General features: G+C 45.3%; 31 protein-coding genes and 1 tRNA gene. 17 read left to right on the forward strand and 15 right to left on the reverse strand.

The genetic code is table 11. The features are described from left to right. Positions 1–90: 90 nt before the first annotated feature. On the forward strand, positions 91–1740 hold the full coding sequence (locus N4599_RS09520) for a putative polysaccharide biosynthesis protein (RefSeq protein WP_260899485.1): 1650 nt from the start codon (positions 91–93) through the stop codon (positions 1738–1740). A gap of 110 nt (positions 1741–1850) precedes the next feature. On the opposite strand, the gene N4599_RS09525 is transcribed toward N4599_RS09520, so the two are convergent. Next, a complete protein-coding gene (locus tag N4599_RS09525; RefSeq protein WP_260899523.1) occupies positions 1851–2711 on the reverse strand; it encodes an NAD(P)H-hydrate dehydratase in 861 nt (286 codons plus the stop codon). An 80-nt stretch (positions 2712–2791) separates the two neighbouring features. Between N4599_RS09525 and pepV the strand changes: the two genes are divergently transcribed. The 6 genes from pepV (at position 2792) to N4599_RS09555 (ending at position 9312) form a co-directional block, all read left to right on the forward strand. Then, positions 2792–4192, forward strand: a complete 1401-nt coding sequence (pepV, locus tag N4599_RS09530; RefSeq protein ID WP_260899526.1) for a dipeptidase PepV — start codon at positions 2792–2794, stop codon at positions 4190–4192. Between the two features lie 53 nt (positions 4193–4245). After that, positions 4246–4743, forward strand: a complete 498-nt coding sequence (locus tag N4599_RS09535) for a universal stress protein (protein WP_191364154.1) — start codon at positions 4246–4248, stop codon at positions 4741–4743. A 158-nt stretch (positions 4744–4901) separates the two neighbouring features. Further along, on the forward strand, positions 4902–6293 hold the full coding sequence (locus N4599_RS09540; RefSeq protein ID WP_260899570.1) for a L,D-transpeptidase: 1392 nt from the start codon (positions 4902–4904) through the stop codon (positions 6291–6293). Positions 6294–6432: 139 nt separating this feature from the next. Beyond that, complete coding sequence (locus N4599_RS09545; protein ID WP_260899575.1) at positions 6433–7563, forward strand: glycoside hydrolase family 73 protein; 1131 nt, start codon at positions 6433–6435, stop codon at positions 7561–7563. Between the two features lie 187 nt (positions 7564–7750). Further along, the gene (locus N4599_RS09550) at positions 7751–8464 is read left to right on the forward strand and encodes a helix-turn-helix domain-containing protein (RefSeq protein WP_087215825.1); all 714 of its coding nucleotides are present in this window, start codon (positions 7751–7753) and stop codon (positions 8462–8464) included. Between the two features lie 38 nt (positions 8465–8502). Then, entirely contained in the window at positions 8503–9312 is an 810-nt protein-coding gene (locus N4599_RS09555; protein WP_239835030.1) for an IS3 family transposase, read from the forward strand. A gap of 94 nt (positions 9313–9406) precedes the next feature. Here N4599_RS09555 and N4599_RS09560 read toward each other — a convergent pair whose 3' ends face one another. Continuing rightward, positions 9407–10039 (reverse strand): deoxynucleoside kinase, encoded by a 633-nt coding sequence (locus tag N4599_RS09560; RefSeq protein WP_003714379.1) that lies wholly within the window; start codon positions 10037–10039, stop codon positions 9407–9409. A 177-nt stretch (positions 10040–10216) separates the two neighbouring features. Between N4599_RS09560 and N4599_RS09565 the strand changes: the two genes are divergently transcribed. The 7 genes from N4599_RS09565 to N4599_RS09595 all read left to right on the forward strand — a co-directional run bounded on the left by N4599_RS09565 (position 10217) and on the right by N4599_RS09595 (position 15557). Continuing rightward, positions 10217–10822, forward strand: coding sequence for a hypothetical protein (locus tag N4599_RS09565; RefSeq protein ID WP_260899598.1), 606 nt, complete (start codon positions 10217–10219; stop codon positions 10820–10822). Positions 10823–10883: 61 nt separating this feature from the next. Next, positions 10884–11903: a ribose utilization transcriptional repressor RbsR gene (gene rbsR / locus N4599_RS09570; protein WP_191364150.1), complete on the forward strand. Its 1020-nt coding sequence runs from the start codon at positions 10884–10886 to the stop codon at positions 11901–11903. 31 nt (positions 11904–11934) lie between these two features. Further along, positions 11935–12852 carry a ribokinase gene (gene rbsK, locus N4599_RS09575; RefSeq protein WP_003714384.1) on the forward strand — a complete coding sequence of 306 codons (918 nt, stop codon included), beginning with the start codon at positions 11935–11937 and terminating at the stop codon, positions 12850–12852. A 66-nt stretch (positions 12853–12918) separates the two neighbouring features. Next, a complete protein-coding gene (locus N4599_RS09580) occupies positions 12919–13155 on the forward strand; it encodes a hypothetical protein (protein WP_191364149.1) in 237 nt (78 codons plus the stop codon). Beyond that, positions 13133–13825 carry a CPBP family intramembrane glutamic endopeptidase gene (locus N4599_RS09585; protein ID WP_260899625.1) on the forward strand — a complete coding sequence of 231 codons (693 nt, stop codon included), beginning with the start codon at positions 13133–13135 and terminating at the stop codon, positions 13823–13825. Before N4599_RS09580 ends, N4599_RS09585 begins: the two co-directional genes overlap by 23 nt. A 515-nt stretch (positions 13826–14340) precedes the next feature. Beyond that, positions 14341–14892 (forward strand): RNA polymerase sigma factor, encoded by a 552-nt coding sequence (locus tag N4599_RS09590; protein WP_191364148.1) that lies wholly within the window; start codon positions 14341–14343, stop codon positions 14890–14892. 581 nt (positions 14893–15473) lie between these two features. Continuing rightward, positions 15474–15557 (forward strand) — tRNA-Leu (locus tag N4599_RS09595). 1039 nt (positions 15558–16596) lie between these two features. Here N4599_RS09595 and N4599_RS09600 read toward each other — a convergent pair. From N4599_RS09600 to N4599_RS09660, 13 genes are all read right to left on the reverse strand, one after another. Next, complete coding sequence (locus tag N4599_RS09600; protein WP_260899636.1) at positions 16597–17190, reverse strand: hypothetical protein; 594 nt, start codon at positions 17188–17190, stop codon at positions 16597–16599. Positions 17191–17840: 650 nt separating this feature from the next. Further along, entirely contained in the window at positions 17841–18212 is a 372-nt protein-coding gene (locus N4599_RS09605; protein ID WP_260899638.1) for a hypothetical protein, read from the reverse strand. Between the two features lie 452 nt (positions 18213–18664). Continuing rightward, complete coding sequence (locus tag N4599_RS09610; RefSeq protein WP_260899649.1) at positions 18665–19069, reverse strand: hypothetical protein; 405 nt, start codon at positions 19067–19069, stop codon at positions 18665–18667. A 160-nt stretch (positions 19070–19229) separates the two neighbouring features. Next, positions 19230–20294: a hypothetical protein gene (locus tag N4599_RS09615; protein ID WP_260899652.1), complete on the reverse strand. Its 1065-nt coding sequence runs from the start codon at positions 20292–20294 to the stop codon at positions 19230–19232. A gap of 14 nt (positions 20295–20308) precedes the next feature. Next, positions 20309–20566, reverse strand: coding sequence for a hypothetical protein (locus N4599_RS09620; protein ID WP_260899655.1), 258 nt, complete (start codon positions 20564–20566; stop codon positions 20309–20311). Continuing rightward, positions 20566–21024, reverse strand: a complete 459-nt coding sequence (locus tag N4599_RS09625; RefSeq protein WP_260899658.1) for a hypothetical protein — start codon at positions 21022–21024, stop codon at positions 20566–20568. The genes N4599_RS09620 and N4599_RS09625 overlap by 1 nt, the downstream gene beginning before the upstream one ends. Continuing rightward, a complete protein-coding gene (locus N4599_RS09630; RefSeq protein ID WP_260899661.1) occupies positions 21015–21281 on the reverse strand; it encodes a hypothetical protein in 267 nt (88 codons plus the stop codon). Before N4599_RS09630 ends, N4599_RS09625 begins: the two co-directional genes overlap by 10 nt. A 170-nt stretch (positions 21282–21451) precedes the next feature. Continuing rightward, complete coding sequence (locus N4599_RS09635) at positions 21452–21766, reverse strand: hypothetical protein (RefSeq protein ID WP_260899675.1); 315 nt, start codon at positions 21764–21766, stop codon at positions 21452–21454. Between the two features lie 188 nt (positions 21767–21954). After that, positions 21955–22239: a helix-turn-helix domain-containing protein gene (locus N4599_RS09640; protein WP_260899687.1), complete on the reverse strand. Its 285-nt coding sequence runs from the start codon at positions 22237–22239 to the stop codon at positions 21955–21957. Positions 22240–22256: 17 nt separating this feature from the next. Further along, positions 22257–22478, reverse strand: coding sequence for a hypothetical protein (locus tag N4599_RS09645; RefSeq protein ID WP_260899691.1), 222 nt, complete (start codon positions 22476–22478; stop codon positions 22257–22259). A gap of 17 nt (positions 22479–22495) precedes the next feature. After that, entirely contained in the window at positions 22496–23161 is a 666-nt protein-coding gene (locus N4599_RS09650) for a Rha family transcriptional regulator (protein WP_260899694.1), read from the reverse strand. A 120-nt stretch (positions 23162–23281) separates the two neighbouring features. Next, the gene (locus tag N4599_RS09655; RefSeq protein WP_260899711.1) at positions 23282–23629 is read right to left on the reverse strand and encodes a hypothetical protein; all 348 of its coding nucleotides are present in this window, start codon (positions 23627–23629) and stop codon (positions 23282–23284) included. A gap of 12 nt (positions 23630–23641) precedes the next feature. Beyond that, positions 23642–23884, reverse strand: coding sequence for a helix-turn-helix domain-containing protein (locus N4599_RS09660; protein WP_260899713.1), 243 nt, complete (start codon positions 23882–23884; stop codon positions 23642–23644). Positions 23885–24008: 124 nt separating this feature from the next. On the opposite strand from N4599_RS09660, the gene N4599_RS09665 reads away from it, so the two are divergent. The 3 genes from N4599_RS09665 to N4599_RS09675 all read left to right on the forward strand — a co-directional run bounded on the left by N4599_RS09665 (position 24009) and on the right by N4599_RS09675 (position 26447). Then, entirely contained in the window at positions 24009–24431 is a 423-nt protein-coding gene (locus tag N4599_RS09665; protein WP_260899717.1) for a helix-turn-helix domain-containing protein, read from the forward strand. Positions 24432–24511: 80 nt separating this feature from the next. Next, complete coding sequence (locus N4599_RS09670) at positions 24512–24943, forward strand: hypothetical protein (RefSeq protein WP_260899722.1); 432 nt, start codon at positions 24512–24514, stop codon at positions 24941–24943. A 418-nt stretch (positions 24944–25361) separates the two neighbouring features. Continuing rightward, positions 25362–26447, forward strand: a complete 1086-nt coding sequence (locus N4599_RS09675; protein WP_260899738.1) for a site-specific integrase — start codon at positions 25362–25364, stop codon at positions 26445–26447. The last annotated feature ends 108 nt before the right edge of the window (positions 26448–26555 follow it).

Consider the following 26555-nt stretch of genomic DNA (forward strand, 5'->3'; position numbering starts at 1 on the left):
AAAAGCGGAAAAGAAATTGCGCCGCGGTCTGATTCACGCTAAAATGATTAAGATTGTTTATTTTTGAAGAAGGCAGGAAATTTATGAATCATGAATGAAGAACATACTAACGGGTCGCCGCTTGCGGCTGCCAATAAGGATGCCCGGGAGAAGATGCTGAGTGGTTCCGCCTGGATGACGGTCGGCAGTATTACCTCGCGGATCCTTGGTGCAATTTACGTTATCCCCTGGGTAACCTGGTTTGACGCGTACAGTAACGAGGCCAACGCCCTCTATGCACAGGGATACAACATTTATAACATTTTCTTGACGATTGCCACGGCAGGGTTGCCGTCAGCGATTTCTAAGATGGTCGCCCATTACAATGGCCTTAATGAATACGGCGTCAGTCGCCGGCTGTACTATTCCAGCATGTACGTTGCCCTGGCGATGGGAATTGTCTGCGCAATCGTCATGATGGCCTGGGCACCGGGATTGTCAAATAACGACCCGAATGTCGTACCGGTAATTCGTTCTTTGGCATGGGCAGTCCTGATTATCCCAGCTCTGGCAATGAGTCGGGGCTTCCTGCAAGGTTACAACTGGATGGCGCCATCGGGAATTTCCCAGTTTGTTGAGCAGGTCTTCCGGGTGGTTTACATGCTGGGAGCAACCTACCTGATTATGAAGATCCAAAAGGGAAGCTGGGTCGATGCGGTTACCCAATCTACCTTTGCGGCCTTCATCGGGGCCCTAGGTGCTGGGGCGGTCCTCGCCTGGTTTTGGATGCGTCACCGGCGGGAAATGAACGAACTGGTTAACCGGGGGAAGCCAAACCGGTCGGTATCAACGCTTAGCCTGATCGGTAAGATGGTTTACCAGTCGATTCCATTTATCGTGATTGAATCCGGGGTGGCCATCTTTATGCTGATTGACCAGTATACTTTCCCTTGGATTCTGTTCCGGGTCGGCGACTTTACCCGCTACCAAGAAACCGTGCTTTACGCGCTCTTTGCCTTTAACGCCAACAAGCTCTACACGATTATTATTTCACTAGCGAGTGCGATGGCAGCCACGGTGATTCCGCTGTTAGCAACGGCCCGGGCCCAAAATGACCAGTTAGGGATGCGGAAGCAAATTGAAAATGTCCTGCAACTGTTCTACTTTATTATGATTCCTTCTTCACTTGGCCTGGCTGCGGTGGCCCAGCAGATGTATACGGTCTTTTACCGCTATGACCACGCCGGAATCGTTATCCTTGAATTTGCGGCCTTTGTGGCAATCCCTATGGGTCTGTATACCGTCGCCGCAGCGATGATGCAGGGAATTTCAGAAAACCGGCGGATGATGAAGTACCTCGGAATTGGGATTATCATCAAACTGCTGTTACAGTACCCATGTATTTTCCTCCTGCAGGGAATGGGTCCCCTGCTCTCGACCTGCCTGTCAATGTTTGTAATTGACTACCTGATTCTTCATTCTTTTAACATGGAATTTGGCCTGCATTTTAACCAGATGGCAAGGTCAACGAACCAAATTCTCTGCTTTTCTTTGATTATGTATGCCGTTACTAAGACGGTAATGGTTTTTCTCGGTCACTTTATCAGTCCGTACGGCCGGTTTACAGCATTCTTTGCCCTCGTGCTTGGGGTTATCATTGGTGCCAGCATCTTCATTTACCTAGCATTGAAGTACCGTCTGGCGGACCGAATCATTGGTTCCCGGTCAGCCACACTTCGGCAGAAGCTGCGAATTAGCTAATTGAATATGGAAAAACGTCCCGAAATGCTTCTTTAACACTTCGGGACGTTTACTTTTACCAGGCAACGGTCTGTCTTTATCTTTTGAACTGGAATTAATTTCCCGGGAAATTAATTTAAAAAGCCAATTTGGTGTTCGGTTGGTGCCTGTTCCATCTTCTTCATGAAACTTGGAAGGGCGCGGCTGATTTGGTGGGGCAAGACAATGTACTGACTTTCCGCAATCTTATCGGCGATAGCACTGTGGGCATAAACAGCCGCGAGGACTGCCTTTTGCGGCTGGCTGCTAAATTCAGCGGTAAAGCCCCCCACCATGCCGGCCAGGGTGTCGCCCATGCCGCCGACGGCCTGGGCGGGAGAGCCAATGGTAAGCTGGTAGACCTGGCTAGCGGTATAAATTTCCGTGTGGTGCTTTTTGAGAACCACCGTGGCATTAAGCTGGTCCCGGACGGTCTGATTCTTTGCTTCCGTTTGCTCACCAATTTTGATTCCGGAGAGGCGTTGCCATTCCATCTCGTGCGGGGTGTAAATGACGTTAGCGGCCGGTGCGGTTAACTTTTCGCGGGCCATCAGCGTAATGGCTGAGCCGTCAATTACCAGGTTTTGTTCGGGCCGAACATGGGCAAAGACGTTTTTTAGAATGTGCAGGCTTTGGTCGTCGTCTCCCAGACCGGGTCCCACGACAACAGTGGTTGCGGCACTCACCAAGTCCGCCAGCTGCTGGTCGGCGGTGAAGTCGGCAAACATTGCCTCTGGCAGCTGGGCGTGGAGGGCACCGGAATTGCTGGTGGCAGTTGCGGTCGTCACTAAACCAGCACCGGCGCAGACAGCGGCAGTAGAAGCCATGATAATAGCACCGCCAAAGTTACGGTTGCCCCCAACGAGGGTCACCTTGCCATAGCTTCCTTTAAAACTATTGGCTGGACGCGGCCGAATAACATCGTGCAGGATTTGCTCAGTTAATTTTTCCATTTTAAAACTCCTTTAGATTTTGTAATCGTTATAATAATGGTATCATTATTTTAGTTGAATGATTAGATGGAGGGACTAAAATGACAGAATGGTTAAAAGCGGCCCAGAGCCAAGAAAAAGATTACTTGAACGACCTGGTGGCTTTAATGAAGATTCCCAGCGTTCGAGATGACACGGCCGCAACTGATGAATACCCATTGGGGCCACGACCAGCCCAAGCACTAAAGGCCTTCTTGGAGATGGCGGACCAGGACGGTTTCAAGACCAAGAATATTGATAACCTGGTTGGCTACGCTGAGTGTGGGGAAGGGGACGAAACCCTGGCAATCCTGGCGCACTTGGACGTGATGCCAGCGGGCAAGGGCTGGGATACCGATCCATTCGACCCGGTGATCAAGGATGGCAACCTCTATGGCCGGGGTGCTTCTGATGACAAGGGGCCCGGAATGGCTGCTTACTATGCTCTCAAGTATTTAAAAGATCAGGGGGTCAAGTTCAATAAGCGGGTTCGCTTTATCGTGGGGACGGACGAAGAAAGCAACTGGACGGGGATGCACCGCTACTTTGAAGTGGAACCGGCACCGACTCTCGGCTTTTCGCCAGATGCTGAATTTCCGGTAATCAATGGTGAAAAAGGGCAAGTATCATTGCTGCTGAACGTGCCAGCGACTAATGAGGGGCCTAACCAGCTCAAGCACTTTGAGTCGGGCCTGCGGTTCAACATGGTGCCCCGGGAAGCTGTAGCGCTAGTAACTGTTAATAATCTCCAAAAGGTGGAGGACGATTTTGCCCGCTTCATCGCGGAAAACCCAATCACCGGTGAGGCAGAAGAAACGGCAGACGGCTTAAAGCTGACCGTTATTGGCAAGGCAGCCCATGGGATGGAACCCGAAAAGGGGATTAATGCGGGAACCTACCTGGCCAACTTTTTGGACCAGTATGACTTTGCTGGCGGTGCGGGCAGCTTTATTCACTTCCTCGGCCACTACCTCCACCTCGATACCCGGATGGATAAGTTTGATGGTTCCTTTAAGGATCCAGTGATGGGCGAGTTGACCATGAATGCCGGAATTCTTAACTTTACCACTGAAGATGGTGGTGACATTAACATGAACTTCCGTTTTCCAAAGGGAATTACGCCTGACCAATTAGAAGCGACCGTAAAGAAAGTTGCCGACCCATTGGGAATTAGTGTGAAACAAGGGCCGGCCCAGGAACCGCACTATGTTGACCCCGCTGACCCGATCGTGAAAACGTTGATGACGGCCTATATTGACCAAACCGGGGATCAAACGGCTAAGCCCGAGGTTGTCGGTGGCGGCACCTATGGCCGGTTGATGAAACGGGGAGTTGCCTTTGGGGCGCTGATGCCAAACACGCCGAATACAATGCACCAGGCCAATGAGTTCCAGCCGGTAGCCGACCTGATCAAATCAATGGCCATTTACATGGAAGCAATTAATGACCTCGTTACTGATTAATACTCTGAACTTATGCTAAAATAGGGTTAAATTAACTGTGGAGGCGGTTTCTGATGAGTTATCAAAAAATTTTGGTGGGTATTGATGGTTCCAAGCAGTCTGACATGGCCTTTGCAAAGGCTCTCGAGGTGGCTAAGCAAAATGATGCCAAACTCTATTTGCTGAGTGTGATCAATGGTGAACGAATTCCTTCTGGTGGTCCGAACGGCTATGGCTTTGTTGACCGAAGCATCTACAAGCCAGCAATTGAAACGATGAAGCGAAAGCTGGCAGAGTACGAAAAAAAGGCCCAAGCAGCAGGTATTACGGACGTGGTGACAGAGGTTGAAGTAGGCAATGCCAAGCTGGAGTTGGCTGAAAACTACCCCAAGCAAAATGGAATCGACCTCATCCTGATTGGTGCGACCGGGTTAAACGTGGTTGGACGGTTGATTGTGGGTTCGACCGCTGCGTACACGATTCGGGAAGCACCGTGTGATGTTACGGTTGTGAAGACGGATCTTGATAATCATAAAATTGACGTCAAAAAGAACAGTTATCCAGAAATTTAATTAGTGAACTTTGCCGGCTCCGGAGCATGATTTGGGGTTGGCAAAGTTCTTTTTTAAATCTGGTTCGTTAACGGTATCATTATCTTAAAATGCTGGTATAATGCAAATGTTAACTTTATTTAGGTAAAGCGGAAATTTTGTATCTAGGGAGTTAGAAAATGCAGTTGAAGTTAAGAAACTATATTATTGCTGTTATTGCGATCCTAGTGGTTTTACTGGGAGTAATGAGTTGGCATCAGCATAACCACTTTAACCGGAACACGACTGTCAATGGGGTGGCAGTCGGCGGAATGACGGTTGACCAGGCCTACCATAAGGTCAAGGAGAGTAGCCGTGCTAACCAGGTTTATATCAATGGACGGTTAGTCTACAAAGGGAAGGCAAGTGCGTCAGGAATTAGCAGCGCGGATAAAAGCAAGTTTGTTGCCGCGCAAAAGAAGCAACGGACCTTTTTCCCGTCTGGCAAAAAGCAAAACGTTAATGTGATGCCGAGCCAGTTAGATGATGAACAGACGGCTCTGATGCGGCGGGCAGTCTACGCTGAAACCCAGAAGATGAACCAGGGCCGCCGGGCACCTGTTGACGCATACGCGGAACTGAAAAATGGTAAGGTTTCAACGGTTGCCGCGAAGAAGGGAAACCAGTATGACGTCCAGGACCTTATTAGGCAGTTTAATAGTCAGCGGGCGAACGGGACGATTCGGTTAACAACTCACTATACCCAACCGTTGGCGGCTGATAGCAAGACTGTTCAAGCTGAAAAAGCGAAGTTACAAACCTTGAGCAAGCGGAAGGTAACTTACACGGTTGAAAAGGAAAACTATAAGTTCACCGCTGCCGATGTAATTACCCGGGCGACCTACCAACACGGCAAGTACAACTTTGATACGAGTGCGGTCAACGGGCGGATTACTAAAATCAATGAAAAACAGGCTACGCTTGGCAAGGCGTTTAAGTTTAGGACCCACGCTGGAAAGGAAATTACTACCAGTGACAAGGGCTCCTATGGTTGGAAAATTAGCGAGCAGCTAGCCGGCCAGTCCCTGGCGCACGCGATGGCAGATAACAAAAAGAATGTTAACGCCAAAAGTGATATCTACGGGATTGGCTACAACCGCCGCGGAACTGGCTACGGGGTTACTAGTAACAATGGAATTGGTAATACCTACGTAGAACTTTCACTAGCGGACCAGCATGTTTGGTTCTACAAGGACGGCAAGTGTGTATTTGATGCCGACGTGGTTACTGGAAGTAATACACCGGGCAACCGGACGCCAAGGGGGGTTTGGTACATTATGTACCAGCAATCGCCGGCAACGTTACGGGGCTTAAACGATGATGGTTCGCAATACAGTAGTCCGGTTCAATACTGGTCACCATTTACCGACAGTGGCTGTGGCTTTCACGATGCTAGCTGGCGGAATAACTGGTCAAAGACCCAATATCTGACAACGACCGGTGGCTCTCATGGTTGTGCTAATATGCACCCAAGCGACGCCGGGACTGCTTATCACGATATGGAAATCAACGAACCGGTAGTAATTTATTAATAACGAAAGAGGCGGGACGACGAACCAGTTAAGCTAGGTCTGTCCCTCCTCTTTTTATTTTTCTAACTTAATTTTACAAACGGCGTTTAAAAAAACATTTTGGGGCTTCTTACCGTATTTATTATATAGAGGTGAGAAGATGAATAAACAATTATTAACAGTAATTATTGCAGGAATGCTGTCCTTTACCAATGGCGCACCGGTATTAGCAGCGGGAATAAACGCTAACTCGGCCTACCAGGATGCCGAATCAGTAATTATCAACCAACAACAGCTTGATGAGGGGCAAATTCGCCAACAAGGCGAAGAATATACCAGTGCTTTTCTAACGGCCTTCGCGCAGCTAAGCCGGGATTATGAGCAGTCATTCCGGCAAGGAGTTGCTGACGGCCTCAGGGGGATTATAGACGGGCGGACACGGACTAAAGTTGGTCAGGCTGGCTACCAGCGGGGGTATCAACGTGGACAACAGCTTCGTCCTCAGCCGGTCCCGGCTTCGCCAAGTTCGCCGTCAGCTGCACCAACGGATAACACAACGCCACCAGTGGACCAGCCAGCACAACCAGACCAGTCCCCGGCCGCGGCGGGTCCTGACCAACAGGAATACGAAGTGCAAAGTCCTTCGCCGGATCAGGCTAAGTTTATCTCACGAATCGCCAAGAGTGCCCAGAAGGTGGGGATGGAATATGATCTCTACCCGTCGGTAATCATCGCCCAGGCCGCTCTGGAGAGCAACTGGGGAAGCAGCGGCTTGGCTCAAAAGCCCTACCATAACCTCTTTGGGGTCAAGGGTTCTTTTAATGGGAAATCAGTTGTTCAGCCAACAACGGAGTATACCCGTGATGGAGAGGAAAAAAAGATCAATGACCATTTTCGCTGGTATGAAAATGATTACCAGTCGTTATGCGATTATGCTGAAACTTTGGCGGACCCGTTATATGCTGGCGTTCACCGGGGCCAAGCCGGTAGTTACCGGGCAGCAACGCACTCCTTATTAGGCAGGTATGCAACAGACCCGCAGTATGATCGAAAACTAAATAAAATCATTGCTAGCTACCAGTTAACTAAATATGATGACCCCGTCTCAGCAGGGAAAAACAATCATGATAATCGGGAACTGCCGAAGCAAGAATCGGTGGCAGCGGTACGGGACCCGCAAAGTCACGTTTCACGAAAGAAAACCCATCATTTAACCTGGTTGTCGATTGTTGGCGGCGCTAGTTCCGCGGGTGCATTAGGATTACTCCGGCGGTTTTTCGTTAAATCGTAAAGGTGGTGTAATTCCCTGCCGCAATTATGGGATGTTCAGGTGCAATCGCTGATTGGTTAACTGTCGGTACTAACTCCCTGAATGCCAAAATAAAAACGACCAACATCAGCTTTAGTGCTGGTTATAATGCCCTCTAAGTATACAGATGAAATAGAAAATTCATCTTATACTTGGAGGGCATTTTTCTATGTCTAGGAAATCAAAATATAACGCGGAAGAGAAACTATTAATATTACATGAATTAGATCATTCAAGTATTAAAGAAGTTACATGGAAGTATGCAGTTGGCAAGAGCACTGTTTTGTCTTGGCGACTTCTTTATAAATACCAAGGTATTGACGGACTGCGATCTGATCACCACAATCATAGTTACTCAAGAGAATTTAAGTTGGCTTTAATTCAGCAGTACCAGGAATCAACCGATTCCCTTCGAGTATTCGCAGTTAAACATGGATTAAAATCAGATAAACAGTTATCAGACTGGATTATCCAGTATAATGAATCAAAACTGAAGGCTTATACGCCAAGAAAGCGAGATTCAATTATGCCAGGACGCAAAACTACTTTTGAAGAACGATTATTGATCATTGAGGACTTAATCAAGCACGACGTTAATTACAATTGGGCCGTCAATAAATATCATGTGAGTTACCAACAGGTTTATGGATGGTATCAGAAATATCGTAAGAGTGGTAATGACCCGCAATCACTTCGTGATCGGCGGGGTAAAGCTAAGCCTAAAGCAGAGTGGACAGAACTAGATAAATTAAGAGCGGAGAACCGGCTATTGAAGGCTGAAATGAAACGGAATGAGATGGAGGTCGCCTTCGCAAAAAAATTAATGGAAATTCGCAGTCGGGAGGCGAAAAGTTCTTCAAACAACAAGTCATCAAAGAACTAAATGAAGAGTACGGGTGGCCAATCAGCACTTTAAGCGAGATCGCGGGTATTACTAGAGATGCTTACTACAAGTGGACTCATCGAAAGCCAAATGCCCATGATAATGAACAAGCAGCATTACTTAAGGCCATTTTGGAATTAGAAGATAAGCATAAGTGGACCTTGGGGTATTTAGGTATGACGACACAACTAGCTTTTGAAAATAAATTGAATTTCAAGGTCGGCTTAAAGCGAGTTACTAACTGTATGAGAAATCACGGGATCAAGGCAAATGTCCGTAAGAAGAAACATAATCGGATTAAACGTCACGAAGAATATATCAATGACAACTTACTCAATGAGCAATTTGATCGTCAGAGTAAGAATGAGGTTTGGGTAACTGACACGACCGAAGTCCTATATGGTAGTGAGCAGGTAAGGAAGGCGCGCGTACATGTAGTAATGGATCTATATGGTCGCTATGTTTTGAGCTACAACATTTCAGCTACTGAAACGGCCGCATCAGCGATCGAATCCTTTAAGCGCGCCTTCAAAGTAGAACCAGACGCCCATCCGCTGATCCATACGGATCGCGGATCAGCATACTGTTCAATGGTTTTTAATGACTATTTGGCTAGCCAGAATTGCATTCACAGTATGTCACATCCGGGCCATCCTTGGGAAAACTCGCCAATGGAGCGTTGGTGGAATGACTTTAAGCTCATCTGGTTAGCTAAACGCTCTCGACCTAAAACATTGGAAGAATTAGAGCAATCTGTAAAGGACGCCATTAAATATTTCAACACTCAACGAGCCTACGCAACCAAAAACGGCTTGACCGCGGAAAAATTCCGCGCTCAAGCCGCATAAATAATTTTTCTATTTGAACTGTATACTTGACAGGCAATAGTGCCGCTGGGTGGTCGTTTTTATTTTGGCACTCTTTGGTTTTGCCTGTTAACGATTAACGAATGGTCTTTAACCGTTCATCAATCATTGCTAAAACGGTCTGAACGTTTTCTGGCTTTTCCAAATCATAAGTTTCCAGGTCAATTTTCATTTTAGGACTAGCATCGTAGTCTTGGTACCATTGCTTGTAGGCACTCCACATCTTGTAGTAGTAATCCTTTAGTTCTGGATTGTGGTCAATCTGCTCGTAGTCCCGTCCCCGCTTCTTAATCCGGTAAAGAATGGTTTCAAAGTCAGTTTCAGAATAAACCATCAGGTCAGGTGCCTTCTTCGGCAACTGTTGCAGGTCCTTCATCATATTGTCGAGAAGAGTTAGGTACACTTCCAGCTCAGTGTCGGAGATGTTTCCCTCAGCGTTATTCTCCCTGGTAAACAGGGCGTCCTCATAGATTGACCGGTCTAAAACGTTATTATCGTCGGCCAAAGCCTGTTTGATCATCGAAAACCGCTTATTTAAAAAGTAGATCTGGAGTAAAAAGCCATATTGCTTTTGGTCTTGGTAGTACAGTGGCAACACGGGATTGTCGCCAACTGGTTCAAAAAAAGCTTTAGTATGGAGGTGTTCAGCAATCTTTCCCGTTAATGTCGTCTTGCCAACACCAATCATTCCTGCTGTAATAATCACCATAGTGGCCCCTCTTTAATTTTTTTAGCACAAGAACCATGTTACTACAAAATATGGGGGATTCCTATTAAAAATTCAACTAGATTTAGTGGAAGCCGTTATTGGACGGCAAAAAGTTTGAAAAAAGCCGCTAAAACCGGGAAAATAAAGGGAAAGAACTTTAGAGGAAGTAATGACGAAATGGAGAAAGCAAAGTTGAACGAGCTCCGGGCCCAGTTGACGATTGCGCGGCAGCAGGGGACGTTAATTGAAGTTCATAACATTCCACATGACGAGTACTTTAACGTGGGCTTTGTCGTGGCCATGGATCCCACCTTTTGTCTGATGATTAGTATTGACTGGGATGGAAAAATCAACGGGCTGATTGTAATTCGTATTAGTAGCATTGATAAAATCGAAAGCAACACGGATTACTTACTGACGATTTCGGAAAAAACCAAGGTTGCCCACCGTCACGACTATTTTGACCTTTGGCACGTTCAGCAGTTTATTGATGACCATCCGGACTTTAGCCGGGGCGACCTGTTAAATAATGCCTTGAATGATTCTTATACCCACCGGCTACCCGTAGTGGTCGGTACAAGAAAATATAAGGGCGCTGATGATTTTACCGGCTTAATCGCTAGCCGGGATCGGATCAAGCTTGATTTGCATTACTTTAATGAACGAGATTTATCATCACTATGGTCATACGAGATTTTACTTGCCCAGATTGATTACGTCCGGGTTCGGGGGACCCAGGCAGCTACGGGCCAGCAAATAATGCGGGACCTTTTTCAAAATTAAATTGCAAGATAACCGAAATTAGCTTACCATTCATATTAAAGCTAATGTAAAGAGGAATAACATGGGGAAAAAAGTAACAATTCGAGATATTGCGCGCCTGGCTGGGGTGTCGGTGACGACCGTTTCTCAAGTACTGAATGGCAAGGGAAACCGTTTTAGTAAGAGCACGCGGGAAAAGATCTTAAAGCTGCGGGACGAGTACCAATATGTGCCAGACTTCCACGCCCGCAGTTTGATTATGAGGGAAAACATCAATACAATCGGGGTGCTAGTACCGAACGTCAGCGAACCTTTCTTTGGAACTTTTGTCGAAGGGGTTCAGCAGGTGGCCCGCCAGGAAAAACTGATTCCGTTGATTTTTAGCGCTAACCGGGATCCTAAACTCGAAAAGGCCTATCTGGAACAGATGGTGGAACGGTCAATTGACGGCCTGATTATCGCAAGTGCCCGGATGACGACCGAAATGATTAATCAGGCTCTGATTAACCGTGAAATCCCCTACATTTTGTTTGACCGGAATTACGATCAGGTGGGGACGCGGGTGCAAACCGATGATTACCATGGTGGTCAGTTGGCAGCACAGCACCTGGCTGAACTAGGCCACCGTAAGTTTCTCTACCTGGGTGTTAACCACCTGACCGAAAACTTTAAGCAACGGTTGGCCGGCTTCAAGGATAGTCTGCTGGCTAGTCACCTGTCCTTTAATGAAAACCGGGACGTTTTACATACAGAGCTTAGCCGTCAGGGGGGCTACAAGGCTGCCCAAGCGGTCGCAGAGAGCGGGGCCACAGCGGTCTTTACAGCTAACGATGATATTGCCATGGGGCTCCTGCGCGGTCTGCGTGAATTGAAGGTGCGGGTGCCGGAGGATATTTCTGTGGTGGGCTATGATGATATTGCCCTGGACGAGTATGTGTATCCCCAGTTGACAACCATCCACCAACCAATCTTTGACTTAGGAGTTGGCGCGGCGAAAATTTTACTTGACCGAATTGAGAACAAACACCAATCGGAGCAGGTTGAACATTTCCCAGTGCAGCTCATCCGTCGGGAGAGCACGGCGCCATATCATATGGTATAGTATTAGTACAGAACACGAGGAGGATTTCAAAATGAATAAAGTGACAATTGTCGGTAGTTTAAATGTCGACACGACGTTGCGGATCAAGCGGATGCCCCTGCCTGGTGAAACCTTAGCAGCGGAAGGTAAGAGCAGCGCCGCAGGAGGCAAGGGAGCTAACCAAGCAGTTTCGGCGGCACGGTCCGGTGCACAAACGGCGTTTATTGGTGAAGTTGGTAAGGACAACAGTGGCCAGATGATGCTGGATGAAATGAAGGCCAACGGGATTGACGTTGCCGGAATTCGGGAAAACGACCAGGTTGGTACCGGGACCGCCTCGATTCTCCTGGATGAAAATGGTCAAAACAGTATTTTGATTTATGGGGGCGCTAACCAGCAACTTAGCCCAACCGATGTGGAAGCAGCGAAGGATAAGATTACGGCAGCGGACTTTGTAGTAGCCCAGTTTGAAACGCCGCAAGCGGCAACTCTCCGGGCTTTCCAATTGGCAAAGGCCAATGGCGTTACTACCATTTTGAATCCGGCGCCGGCTCAAAAGATTGATCCAGAAGTATTGAAACTGACGGATCTGATTATTCCAAATGAAACGGAAAGCGCTGAGTTGACTGGTGTGATTATTACTGATGAAACTTCAATGCTGATTTCGGCAGCCAAGTTTGCACAAATGGGAGTTCGTAACCTGATCATTACCGTTGGGGCTAAGGGAGCGTTCTACTGCACTCAGGATGGTTATAGCTTTATTCCGGCCTTTAAGGTTAACGCGGTTGATACAACTGCCGCTGGTGATACCTTTATTGGGGCACTGTCGTCACAGCTCAAGCCGGATATGAGTAACATTGAAAAAGCCTTAGTTTATGCACAACGGGCTAGTTCACTGGCGGTTCAAAAGATGGGAGCATTGCCATCGATTCCGACTAGGGAACAAATCTTGGCGGCAAGCCAAAACTAAATCAGCAATGGGGGATGCGGCAGTTTCTGTCACGTCTCCTTAGTTTTAAAGTGAGGTTAATGATTAATGAAAGCAGAGTACCTGGTTAAGGTAATTTTACCGCCATTTATTATTTTTGCGGTTTTAGTAGCCCTGACGATCGCCAAAGTCATTTCTGGCTGGCTGATGTATGGATTATGGATTATTGGCTTCGTGGTTGCTAATATTATTGTTACCAAAATTACCGCTAAGTGGAGTTATCAGCGCCGCCGTGAGTTACGGATGAAGGAAGAAAAGAAGAATGCGGAAAATAAGGATAGGTAAACTTGGTAACTGGTTTTACCGCGTAGGAATCGTTGCGGTGTTTTTCCTGTTGGTTCAGGTGCCGCCGGTGGCAGTAGTAATTGCCAACCGCGACCCGACGAATCAAAGGTTAGCAATCAGCTTAGCCGTTGTCTTTGTGGTAATGTTTTTGGTCATCATTGCTGGCGCACGACGAGTGTACCGGCACTATAACCAGTTGCCAGTGGCTAAGGGGATTAACTGGCGCCTGGTAGTAGGCGGGTATTTTACTTTGATTGTTGGGATGATGATTTTTGGCTGGTTGAACCAGTGGCTCTTTCACCAGGCTGGGACGGCCAATAATGAAATCATCCGGCAACTGCTCAACCACAACCTGATTATTACGGTTGTCTTTGTTATATCATCGTTTACCCTGACGCCAATTGCCGAGGAGCTGATTTTTCGGGGAATCTTAACGAACCTCTTTTTTAATCGGACGGCTCTCTGGTCGAAGATGATCTTGTCTGGGCTGGTTTTTTCGGCTGCGCATACCAGCACAACGATTATCAGTTTCTTGCTTTACTGTTTTATGGGAATGGTTTTGACGTATGTTTACCGGCAATCTGGCAACTTAAAAAATAGTATCTTAGTTCACGGAATCAATAACTTAGTTGCGATGCTGATGATGGTAATGTCGTTGGCTGGTAGCTGATTACTTCAAATTTTGCAAAGGTGTTTATTAGGATGCGGCTCAGTATTATTGGCATTAAATAATTAAGAGACTGGAAGAAAAGTTTATTTTCTCCAGTCCTTTTGTATTTTAAAGGTTGCAAGTGGTTGGTATGGACGAAGGGGAATGTCGAATTGCTCTAATATAGATATACGGGAGTGGGGGTAGAATGCACTTCAACTGCTGATAATTATGTTAGTCGCTTATCGCTTGGATAGTATTTTGAAGCGCTTTCATATTTTTGCGGATTATGGGGCGGACGGAGAGCACACTGGTACGGGGGTTGGCTTTGAAGCGTTCGATTAGTCGTTTGCCAAAGTTTTGTAGACGATTGTTAATCCGGTTGACCTTTGCTAAATTGTTAACAGACACGTGGATTTTGCGTGAGTTACGCACCAGACCATGGGGAAGGCAAATACCATGGTGGGGGGATCAATAAAATAAAGGAGATCAAAAATCGTGACGAGTCAATAGCTAATATCAGGGAGTTTTTATTAATGCGTTTGAAACAAGGACCACGGGGACGTGATGGCGGTAATGGGAAACAAGAAGAAATCTTTCAGCGGTACCGCCCGCTAATTATCAAGCTCTGGCGGCGCTACTATGTTGCTGGCCTGGAATTCGCCGACTGGGAACAGGAGGCGCGGGTGGTGATTGTCCGCGTTTTAAAGGTGTACCAGGGGAGCAAAGATGGTGAGCAATTTAGTGGGTTTTTAAAACAGAGTCTGGTTAACCGCATCTTGGATTTATACCGGGCTCGGAAGGCTCACAAGCGGATTCCGGCAGGAGAAATTGGGGCATTGACGCCGGAAGCTGAAGAAATGCTGCAAGATCAGCCGTGGCGCAAACCTGAGGAGCTGGTCCATGGCCGGTTCTGTCTGCGGCAGTTGATTGCGGCTTGTTCACCCTTTGAACGTCAGGTGTTGCTTAGTTTTAATCAGGGATATTCGATAGACGAAGTTGCGGAACGCTTGCAGTGCACAAAGCGTCAGGTACAAAGTGCAATGGGGAGGAGCAGGAGAAAAATGATGGAGATTATCCAGTCATAGCTGGCACTTGTTAATTTGAATACAAAGTTAGCTTATTTTTTACCTTATTGTTGTAATCGCTTACAAAAGGTGGTATATTAAAGGCGTGGAAGGAAAAGTAAATGAGTCCATGATACGTCATGAAGTTCTCCCACCTGATAAAGTGCCGAAGGAAGTTAAGGAGTAGGCAGAAGCAACGTAAGTGTGACCTGAAATATCGTTTAGCGTTTATCTTTTAACAGTTGTGGTCACCAGGGTGCGCTTGAAGGGCGGTAAAAAAGCGACTTTGCGGAAGTTTAGAATCAAAGATAGTTAATTAATCAGTTCCAGTGCAAAGTGGCGAGATTCCTTCCGTATGAGTAAAAGGCTGGGTAGAAACCCGGCCTTTTACTGTTTTAAATAGCAAGTCATTGGCGGGTGGGACGACTGTTGCGGAAGTGGTATTTGACCGACCTGAAAGCAGCGGCCTCATCCAGTGCTGGAGGAACGGGGGAAGTCATTTTTTCAAAAAATAATAAATTAATGCAAAATACTGCTTGCAATTTTTCTGGGAATCAGTATAATAATTATTGTTGTCTGATTGATAACAACTAAATAGCGATGCCCCAGTGGCGGAATTGGCAGACGCGCAACGTTCAGGTCGTTGTATGGGTTTCCATGTACAGGTTCGAATCCTGTTTGGGGCATTTTATATGTTTTTCGTGCTTTTATATCATTGCAAAACGTTGATATAAAGGCATTTTTATTTTTCATGAAACGCTGAAAAACGTATTTAACACCCAATTTGCGGAAAAAGTGCGGAAAAAACTAAATAACTTCTTCCCAGCGTGGGCCGCCTGTTTGGGCGGTTTTTTATTTTGCTCTGCGGAAAAGGGTGCGGAAAAATCATCCCCTAATTGCTGGCGATTGCTTTTAGGGTGTCGGGATTGTCAGCCCATGCAATCCGTAAAACCGATTGAGGGCTTTTTTAGTTGCTGGGGGATGTTAACCTGCCATGCTATAATTAACGGGTATTGGGTTTATTGTGAGTTCAATTTTTGAACAGTAAAAGGCGGCTATGTGAGGGCCGTCTTTTTTGTGCTTTTGATGATGGTATAATTGGCCTGTTAGTTTTTATGAGGGGCGTTCCAGAAATGGTGCGCTTTTTTAGTGCAATCAGTTAATTATCAGTGCAAAGCAGGGACAAGTTACACCGATAAAGAAAAAGACAGCTAACCCGATTGGCTAGTTGTCCTGGTCGTTTAGTTCTTGCTGCCGTTTCTTGATATAATCTGCCATTATTGCTAGGTCGTCCTTTTGCCATATAATGGAACGCTGGAAAACGTATGTAACGTTTTTGTCTTGCTTGCGGGGATGAGTTTGTTATAATGAACTATGTAAAAAGGCGCTAGGTGGTCGCAACACCTAACGCCCGACAGTCTACTTGTTATTTTAGGGCGCCTTATTTAAGGCGTTTTTTTATTGCTATTATCGTGGTAACAATAACAGCGATAACGCCGCCGAATACTTTAGCGCTAGTAATAGTTAGCGTAATAGTCAAGGCGTCCCCTTGAACAAGTAGAGACAAACCAAAGACACGATAACCGCCCCCTCGTCTACTTTGATTAAGTGTAGAAAGCAGGGTACCTTGTCCTGTTTGTAGACTGTCTAGGCAGTACAAGGGTAGCTACTCCCCAGCGCTAACCATGCTTTAATTATATAGCTATGATGGTCACGAGTATATGGCTATTTGACTAGCCTGGTTTGTTCCTGGGGGATGAGTTCATAAGCTCTTAACAAGCCTTGTCGCTGCTGTCGTGATAGTTCTCGCTCGTTGATGTGGACACCGTGACGGGCTGCCAACTTGTCTAGGGTGCGTCTGACCCGGTAGCCCATTAGGAACCGATAAAACAGTATTAAGCCGCTAGTAACGTTGTCCTGCTTAATAGTGTCAATAACTTTTAGACGTTCGTTACACTCATAAATGGCCCGCTGGTGTGTTTCCTCCAGCTCTTGACTAACAAGGTCAAGACTATTAGCGATATATATCCGGTGAGCCATTAATTCCCAGTCGTGATATTGCTTTAGGTATGCTTTGGCTTCCCGACTAGCTGCTTTTTTATCAATGGTGGGGATGATTGACACAATAACACCACTCCAATAAAATAGATTTGCTTTTATAAATACCTCAAGGGCGCCTGTGTGGCGTCTTTTTGTTATACTAAGACTGTTCAACGTAAATTGTACCCGTTGCTGATGATAAAGGCGGCGGGCTTTTTTAATTGCTACCGTTTGAATATCAGCACCAGAATAGCCCCCACCAGCAGCATTGAAAAACATCCCCTATCAACAATTGTTGGAATTTATTGCGTGTAAAAGTCGTTGTCCGTTCCAACGTTTAAAATAATCTAACCCCCGTTATTTCTAAGCGGGGGCTTTTTTTGTATGATGGTCGTTTTAACTACGAACGTGGGCAAAAAGTTAAGTTTTGTTAGGTTCTGCGTGTACAAACATAGCAGCTAAAAGCGGCCGATTATTGCTTCTTATTGCTCCTGATAATCGCTGCTATTGTTTGCTGTGTCAACATTTGTCAGCAATCAGTCACAATCAATGATTGTTAGCTACGAATCTCACCAACATCCAGTATTATTTACGGTGCCAGCGAATGACTAAACCAGCAAGCAGCACTACCAACAGCAGGGCCAACAGTTCATAAGGCCAGTAAGTACCATCAAAGAATAAAATCATGTTATCAACTCCCGTCTAACTACGTTACGTGTCACAATGTTAGCTTTTGTTAACTACGGAACCACTAACAACGTTAACATTTCCTAACATTCTTTTAACTACAAACATCCCCGATAATGTCCAATTTTGCACAATGATTTTCAGCAAGAATTATTGTTAAACCAGCGTTTAAGGGACTTTTAATAATTGTGAAAAGCATGGAACATTTCACCAACTACAATTGGGATATTTTATCCAACAATTTAATCCGGCTTATGAACTAGACCAATGTTCTTGTAGGCAGTTGTTACCCGGTTACTTCGATAGCCAGCATAAAAGCGTTTGTGTTTCTGGTATACGAATCCCAGTAGCTCCATGTTGGCCTTGAATTGTCGATTGCTGAGCGGCTTTAATTCCTGCTGCCGGCAATATCTTTGGTAATGCTCGTAAAGGACACGGCAGGCACAATATAACCGCCGGTCTTTCTTTACTCCGTCAGAGAACACGAAACTAACAACCGTTGGGTCTGCTTCGTCCTTGTTCCTAACTCTGAAATGATAATCTTTCTTACTGTCTGCCATCCACTGCGCTAAACTGCGCCGCTTAATGACAGGGTGGCCACGATACCAGCCCATATTGTTCAACTCCTTATCCTAGATTGCTATAATTAGTCTTGAGGTGCTTTTATGCCAAGCCTTGACCGTTCACTAGATGAATACTGTAAGGGCAATTACAAGTCTTTCAGCTCGGTTGATGAGTTGTTTAAAGACCTAGACAATGCCGATGGTGATTAGCAAGTTCCAGCTTTGGGCTTGCTTTTATTTTTGCCTATGCTCTAATTTGCCATTTAAAGCTCGCTGATGCATTTTAAGCCTGAAACGATAAATTATATTGCTTGCCCATTATTCGTTTTAAAATCGGCCAATTTTAAAGCAAGAGGGCTATTCCTGATAAAAGGGTATGCTTATCCGTTCATGCTGCCAAAAATTATTGACTACGTTTTTTAGTCCTTTACCGCCGAAAAAACAAAATTATCCCCAGACTATTGTTGATATAACAACGGTTTGGGGATGTTTGTTTTCGGTGGTTAGTCAGGAATATAAGGACGCTCCCCAATGTTCAGCGTCTTTATTATCTGGCTGAGCTTATCGAAACAGTTACCGTTAACAGCTATTCCATTGTCGCCTGCCAGTTGGTCGATTTCCTCGTTAATGAATGCGGCCAGGTCTTTGAACTGCTTTAGCAACTTGTTATAACTGTCTACTAACTGCCGGTCACGTTCTAGCAGGGTAGGGATACGGTGTTTAACAATTCCTAGGTCATCGAATAACCGGTACTTGGTAAATGGAACTTTGATAAAGCCTTTTTCTAACTGCTGGCAATTCGTGGCCCATTGGTCGTTGAGTTCATTAAGTCGTTTCAGTTGGTCTTGGTTCTCTGCTATCTGAACCAGGATTTTATTAACTCGTTTTATGCTGTTAAGTTCGTTCATGGAATATCAGTCCTTTCTTTTTGTGTGTCTCAAATGTCTAAGTTCTTTATAGGGTGTCCGAAATGTCCGATTGCTTTTTAGGATGTTAGAAATGTGGGCTTTTAGGGCCTCTGAAATCTCGGAATTGCTTTTTATAGGGGTGTCTAATCTGCCTATGCGATTATTCTTCGTCCTGTGCTGTCATAACTTGTTTTATTGTGTCGTCCAGGTGGTTAATTAATGCTTGCTGAACATTGGCGATAGGATATTTAGCGCCTAGGGTGTTGGCTAACTGTTCAAGGGCTTGTTGAATGAACTCTGGGCGGTACTTGTCTAGTAGGGTGTCAAATAGCTTGTTGAGCCGTTCGTTATCTGTGGGGATGTTATCACCATCAAACAAGTTATTCAGGTAGTCAAAAAGATAATTGATTTCTGTTTCGTTGCTGCTGGTTGTTACTCCACTATCTTCTCCAGTGATTACTCCATTCTCCCTAGTAGCATTATTATCTACAGTGGAAGTAGAAGTTGCACCAAAAGAAGCATTTTCCCCCATACCCCCATTAGAAGAAGTTGTAGCAGTATACGTACCTTTACCTAAACCTATACCTGACCCTGATACTGACACTGGTACTGCACCTGGTACTGATACTGACCCTGATACTGCTACTGGTACTGACACTGAGGTAGCAGTGTTGTCACCACCTTGTCCCAGGTCTGTCCCAGAGTTGTCACCACCTTGTCCCAGGCTTGTACTAGGGTAGGCAGTGTTTGGCCGTGTGTGTATTTCTTTGGCAATTTGTTTCAATTCTTGCTTGCTTACTCGGTCAAATCTTTGTCCATTTACTTTACGCTCATTGTTTAGCCAACTGGTGTAAGAGGTGAATACTTTTTCGTTACCTTCGCTTAATGAATAGCGCCAATCATAGGTAATGAATAGGGCACTACGGCAATCATCTTCAAGGCTAGGTGTGTACCTGTCTCCCCGTATATGATTATTAACCAACCAATCGGTGATAATTAGTGTTTGAGGGTCGTACTCTAGTACATAGCCATGATTGATTAGTTCGTTCACGCTATCAGCACTTTTACTAAGCATTCTTAGCTGCCGTTTAAGGTGTCCAACTATGCCATCATCATCCGCCAGCATATTCAAATAGATATACATATTTTGGGCTTCAAGCGATAGTTCCTGTGTAAAGTTATCGTCCAGAATTAAATCAATATTTAGCATTCTACGCCTTGCCATCTATTGCCACCTCCTTACATTCCACAAATAACAACGTCAACTTGATAACCGTTCGGGGTTGCCCTGATTAATTCATTGTCTATTAATTCTTGATAGGTGTTCGGTGTGGCCCTTGAAAAACGATTAGGCAGTTGTAAGTGGTTATTGCTGATATTGCCATCTTTATCACTGGCAAGCGCCAATGCAATATATAGGAGCTTGGCTGGTGTGCTCATGCTTACGTATAAATAACTAGTCATAAATCTTTTACTTACCATTACTCCTGCTTTCATTAGGCAACCTCCAAACTCTTATAGCTCAAATATCCATCAACAAATAAACCTAGTAATTCAATGAGCTGGTTTAACTTCTTTTGGCTGCCGCCGGTCACTTCCTGAATGTCATTCAGAATCTGGCCCCGTTCGCCGTCCTTGTGTATCTTCACTGGGTAATTGCCGGCTAGTGATTTCATGATGAAATACAGGCGGGCCACGTTGCTATCCTGGTTCCTAGTTAGCTGTGAGAGTTCCCGAAATAGTCCTAACTTGATAGATTGCACGTAAATTAAGAATACGTGGACTTGGTGAACGTCATCCCCAACGAAAGGGCGAATATCCTTAGCTAATTGGTTGCATGATACCCGGTCAGGGTCGCTCAAATAGCCATACCAGAACTTTAAAGCAAGGTAGGTGGTTTTAATGTCCCAGCGTTCCCGGTGGCCGTCTGGTGCTGTCAACGTGATTACTTGCATTCTTTTTCACCGTCCGTGCTGTGGTACTCCATTAATAAGGATTTAGCGACTACGTCATTTTGCCGGTTGGCTTTCTTTGCCATTTCAACGATGGCTGATGATAGGGCGGTGAGTTTAAACCCTAGGCTTTCATTACCGGACGAAATAGAAAATAATTCCTGCTCCTCAGAAACTAAGTCGTTGATAGTTTGAGCTAAGCCGTTGAGCGTTTCAATACTGATTGAAGTTGCCTCTACTTGGTGTTCTGTTTTAGTCATTGTCTTATTCCTCCTAGTGTGGGGATGTTGTCCCCGTGATTGATTAAAAATTACATGGTAGAATAAGCAAAGCAGCGGGGAACCGTTGCAATGCTTATGTTTTGAGCCTGTTAATGCTGTTTGATGTGGTAGTTAGTCAGCATTAGCGGCTTTTTTATTTTGTCTGAACATTATTCTTCATTCCCTAATTCAGCGTTGCCAATTACCTGCGCCCGCCTGCTCATCATGGCAATTTGCGATGTGAGGGGCGCTAGTGCTTGCTGTCGTTCCTTGTCATTCGTGATGATGAAATAACCGTTGTCTGGCCGTTGGTACACGGCACCAATTGGCTGATGATGTACAACAATTAAGCGGTAGATGGTGGCCCGAATCTTGCGGTTAGTCCAGCCGGTCAGCTTGACCAGTTCACGCAATGGACGGGGCCGGTCAATTCCTTTTGGCAGCAGGGCTAAAACTTTCTTTTCTTCGTTATCTAGTTGTTGCATATGCTTAACCTCCAATAAATTCACTGATTGCAGAACAGGCGAGGGCGGTTAGCGGGACGAATGTTGCTAGGTACGCCCAGACCCGTTCGCCGGGTGCTGTGTCCCAGAATGACAATATACGATGGTCAATCGTTGCTAGTAGTTTCATGATGTTGTACGTCCTTTCGTTGCACGCTGGGGAGTTGTGCTTAATCTTGCCGGGCTTGCTGCTTGGTCATCCACTCATCAAGGGCCGCCTTGCTGTAATGCTTGCTGCCTTCGATTGTGATGGTTGGAAAGCCAATGCCCGCTTTTTCCCACCTGATAACGGTAGCGGGGGATGTTCCTAGGTACTTGGCCGCCTGCCGTTGGTTCATGTAAGGCGGGTAACTGTTGGCCCGCTTGGTGTCCTCAACGGCTTTTTTGACGGCAGCGGAAACAGTAGCGTTGATTGACGTTTCCAGCTCTGGCGGTAGGTTCAATCCAATATCCATGCTGCTACCTCCAAACATCAAACTTCACTTGGCTCGTCAACGATAAGCCGTTCATAGGGATAAACGTTTTTAATGCGCTTGATATGAAACGGCTCTTTGTCGCCATCTGTGATTGCGTCTGCTAGATATTGTTGATAGTTCCTAGCTTCTTTTTTGCTGTGAAATGCTCCATAAAGTGAAACTGCTGTGTCTTTGTCGCTTTTGTCATAAACGGCAAGCACTAAATAAATATCGTTCATGTAAAAACATCCCCTTACTACGCTAATAACAGGACGCCTTTTACTTCGTCCCAGGTCTTGTTCAAACTTACAAGCCCGATAGCAATGTTTTCCAATTGCTCATATCGTGCTTGTTCCTTAATGGTTAGACCATCAAGGGCCGTCTTAACGTGGCGCTCTTTTTTGATTTGTTGGGCGGTCATTCCACCAGTGGCCCGCTTTAATAACAGTTGGGTTATGTTGATGTAAATGTGTCTGGGAGCGTTCGGCCAGGATTTCACGGCAGCCATGAGAGTTTTACGTTGTGGTTTTTCAATGGCCCGGTTAATTTGTCGTTGGGTCAATTCCTGCTTCATGGCGTAAAACTCACGAACCAAGGATTTTTTAAATTGTTTAACCTGTGGTGTGTTATCCAACATGGTTATTAAAAATGTGGCCTGCTGTTCGTTGAGGTGATAGGTCTTTTGTGGTCGTCCTCGTCCAGGTAATTTAGTCATTTCAAATGACAAAATTCCAAAGTCTTCAAAATCCTGTTTATGGTTGTAAATGAGAACTTTTACAGCGTGTAATGAATTTCCGCTATGTTCTGCGATGATTTTGTCGGTGGTGTACGGTTCTTCGTTCAGTCCGTGAACGAATACCAGGCCAGCCAACCCGGCCAGGTCGTGTTTCTTTGCTGCTTCTTCGATAATTTTTTCTGTCATGAATTCATCCCCTTATTTCTGCTTGACTACGATACGATGAGCAGCCATTAAATTTATTTCCTCTAAACGGCTTTTTAAGCCGTTATTTTTGTTTACGGGCAATTTACCGAATTAACCCGGTCACTCAATTTCTGTTAAGCCCTGACTAGCTCTATTTGAAAATGCGGGCGTTTTATCCATGTTGCGGTGTCGTTCTTTTTGAAATTCAGAAATTTGTTTTCTTTGCTGTTTTGAAATGTTCTTCCGAATTGAAACCGTCCCGCCGTCTATATCACCCTCTAGCATGATTAACTGGTTAGACCGGTTAAGCCCTTGCCGTTGGGGATGAGTAACATACTGCTGAAACTTTCTAGCGTGCTTGGGTTCGCAAGTATAGATATGCCAGCCCCCGCTTAATGCGTCATAACTGATAATGGTTTCCCGCTCTTCCTTGGGCGGGGTTGCCATTGGTTTAATATCGTTGGCCATGAATTCATCCCCTTACTTTCCTTGGGCTGCTTCCGTGCTGTCTTTGATGTCAGCAGTTGCGTACTCGTCAATGAGCCAATCACTAAGTTTCTTGTAAGTGGCTGGTGTCACCTTGCGATGGTTACGCTTGAAAATGTTGTCTAGCGTCCAGCGGCTTAATCCAAGTTCACGACTAAGGGCCAGGACTGAAATGTTAAGCTCGCCACGCTTGCGCTTAATTGCGATTACTTGGTTTTCTGATAGATATTCGGCCATTTATTTTCACCTCTCTTACTCACATATCCGTGAATTAATTTAACTCACAATAATGTGAGTGTCAAGAATAACATTCACATTATTGTGATAAAATGCTATTATCAATTACAGGAGGTGAAAGACAATGAGTGAGTTTGACCCTCGTATGTATCACCATCACAACAGAATAAAAGAATTAAGAAAAGAAAAGGGCCTAACCCTTAAGGAGTTAGGCCACAAAGTAGGAATCCGTGATAATACATTAAGCCAATATGAAACAGAAAAACGAAACCCTAAACTTGAAATTTGGGAAAAACTAGCAGATTTTTTTGGTGTGAGTACAAGTTATATTCAAGGTCTGAGCTATGAACGTGTTGACCCGTATGAAACGACGATGAATGAGTTGAAAAAAATGCGCTTTAATGATGACCCCGAGAAAGACAAAGTTTTGCATGAACAATTTGAAAATCTATTTGAAAATATAATCGGTTATTACAACGAAAAAATAGATGAATTAGGCTCTGCAATCGGCAATATACAAGGTGACGATGATTACTTTGAGCCATAGTTATTTTGGGGGTCACTATATTTTTAATTTAATACGTCCAAGCGTGATTGACGTTAAAAGCTACTAGGGGAGATTTCAAAATGAAAAAAATGGGTTTAATCTGTGCTGCCGTTCTGCTGTGCGGTGGCCTTGCTGGCTGTGGTAATAGTTCCAGCCATAAAGCAACGAGTTCCAGCCGGGCTAGTTCTAGTAAAGTGGTCAAGCACCACAAGAAAAGCAGCAGCAAAAAGCAATCCAGCAGTTCTAGCAGTGAGGCAAGTCGGCAGGCAGTTAGCCAGTCCACTACTCAACAATCTAGTGCTAACCAGCAGGTACAAGGGAATGCACAAGCTGGCGGTAATAACAGTGGACAAGACCAACGTCCCGCTGATACGCCTGCCAATTTTAAGGAGTACGTTTCTTACACAACTGACGGCCATCGTATGACCCAATGGAACGATGCGGGTTCTTATTGTGGTGACCCAGATGTACAGTATCAGACAATTAAGGCCCAGACTGATGCGGGCTTTTAGTTATCGATACAAGCAGCCGTAACTTTTCGTATGTTTTTCTTTCGGCTTTCTTTTCATGTATGTGTTAAGCCTTGATATATCGGGATTTAATCGTTTGGCTTTCTGTTGGTTTCCTGCTGATATAGCTAGTTAGATAGCTGAATATAGCAGGTATATAGCTGAGGTTTTCTGAGGTAGCAGCCGTTAAGTGCTAGGCGTTGCATATAGTATTTTTTAGTAATTCATCCCCTCAATGCTGGGGATGATTGCACTACTGCTATTGCTACTGTTATCACTACTCATAAATGCACCGTTAACACCACTTTATTTTCATATCATGGGCTAGACCGGGTAAGCGTCCGGACTGGCCCGCTCATAAAAAAAAACGTCCTTTCAATTAGCCACGCTGGGGAGCTGTGCGGACGAAAGGAACGATTATATGAGTTATACGAGAAAAGGCAAAAACGGCTACTACGGCGTTGCTGAGTGGCGAGACAAGGACGGCAAGCGGCGGCAAAAATCTGCTGGCTGTTTCAAGTTGAAACGGGAAGCAAATGCGGCGGCTGTTACGTTAGAAAAGAAACTTAATGCTATTAATCAGCAATTAAAAGACGTTACCCTAGCCGACTATTATAAGCGTTGGTACGACCTTTACGAAAAGGACGGAATCAGTGATATTACCCAGAACCGTTACACGGTCATCGGCAACGTGATAGCTAACTACTGGGGTAACACCCGGCTGCGGGCCGTCAAGCGGTCAGACTACCAAGCCTTTATTAACTGGTATGGTGCTGACCATGCACGGGATAGTGTTTCTAAACTGAACAATGCTATCCGGTCAGCGGTCGGTTATGCGATTGACGATGATATTATCACTAAGGACTTCACCCATAACGTTAAGCTGGTGTACAGCAAGGCCCAGGAGCGGAAAGTTGAGTATTTGACCAATAGGGAACTTCAAACCCTAAAAACGGGTGTCCTGGTTAAGCTGTCGCCCCACAATACTAGCCGTTATATGATACTAACGGCTATCTATACTGGGATGAGAAAAAGCGAAATCCAGGCGTTGACGTGGAAAGACGTGGACTTCTTGCATTCCACCATTAGGGTTAACAAGTCCTGGGACGAAAAGAAAAAGGCTTTTAAACCTACTAAGACAGAATCAAGCAACCGGACGATTAAAGTTAACCGGGAATTGCTGAACTGCTTAGCAGACTTAAAAGCCAATAACAGCGTTATGGTATTTCAAAATGTGTTGGGAACTGTTCCAACGGGCACCGCTTTAAACAAGTGCTTACGGTCTATTATGAGCGATTGTGGCATTGAAAAGCAAGGTTTCCATTTCCACTCGTTACGTCATGTTCATGTGGCCTACTTGCTGGGAAAAGGCGTTGATATATACGCCATATCGAAACGGTTAGGCCATTCCAACATCACCGTAACGCTTAATACGTACTCATATTTGATTGATGAGTACAAGGCAAAAAACGATACACTTATCATCGACAAGTTGGCCCAGCTGTGAGTTTCTGCGGAAAAAGTGCGGAAAAATAGCCCTAAAACGTTGATATATCAAGGAATAGTATTCCTGTTTGGGGCATAGGGTTAGCTCGGTAAATGTTGATTTACCGAG

Source organism: Limosilactobacillus oris (assembly GCF_025311495.1).
GTDB lineage: Bacteria > Bacillota > Bacilli > Lactobacillales > Lactobacillaceae > Limosilactobacillus > Limosilactobacillus oris_A.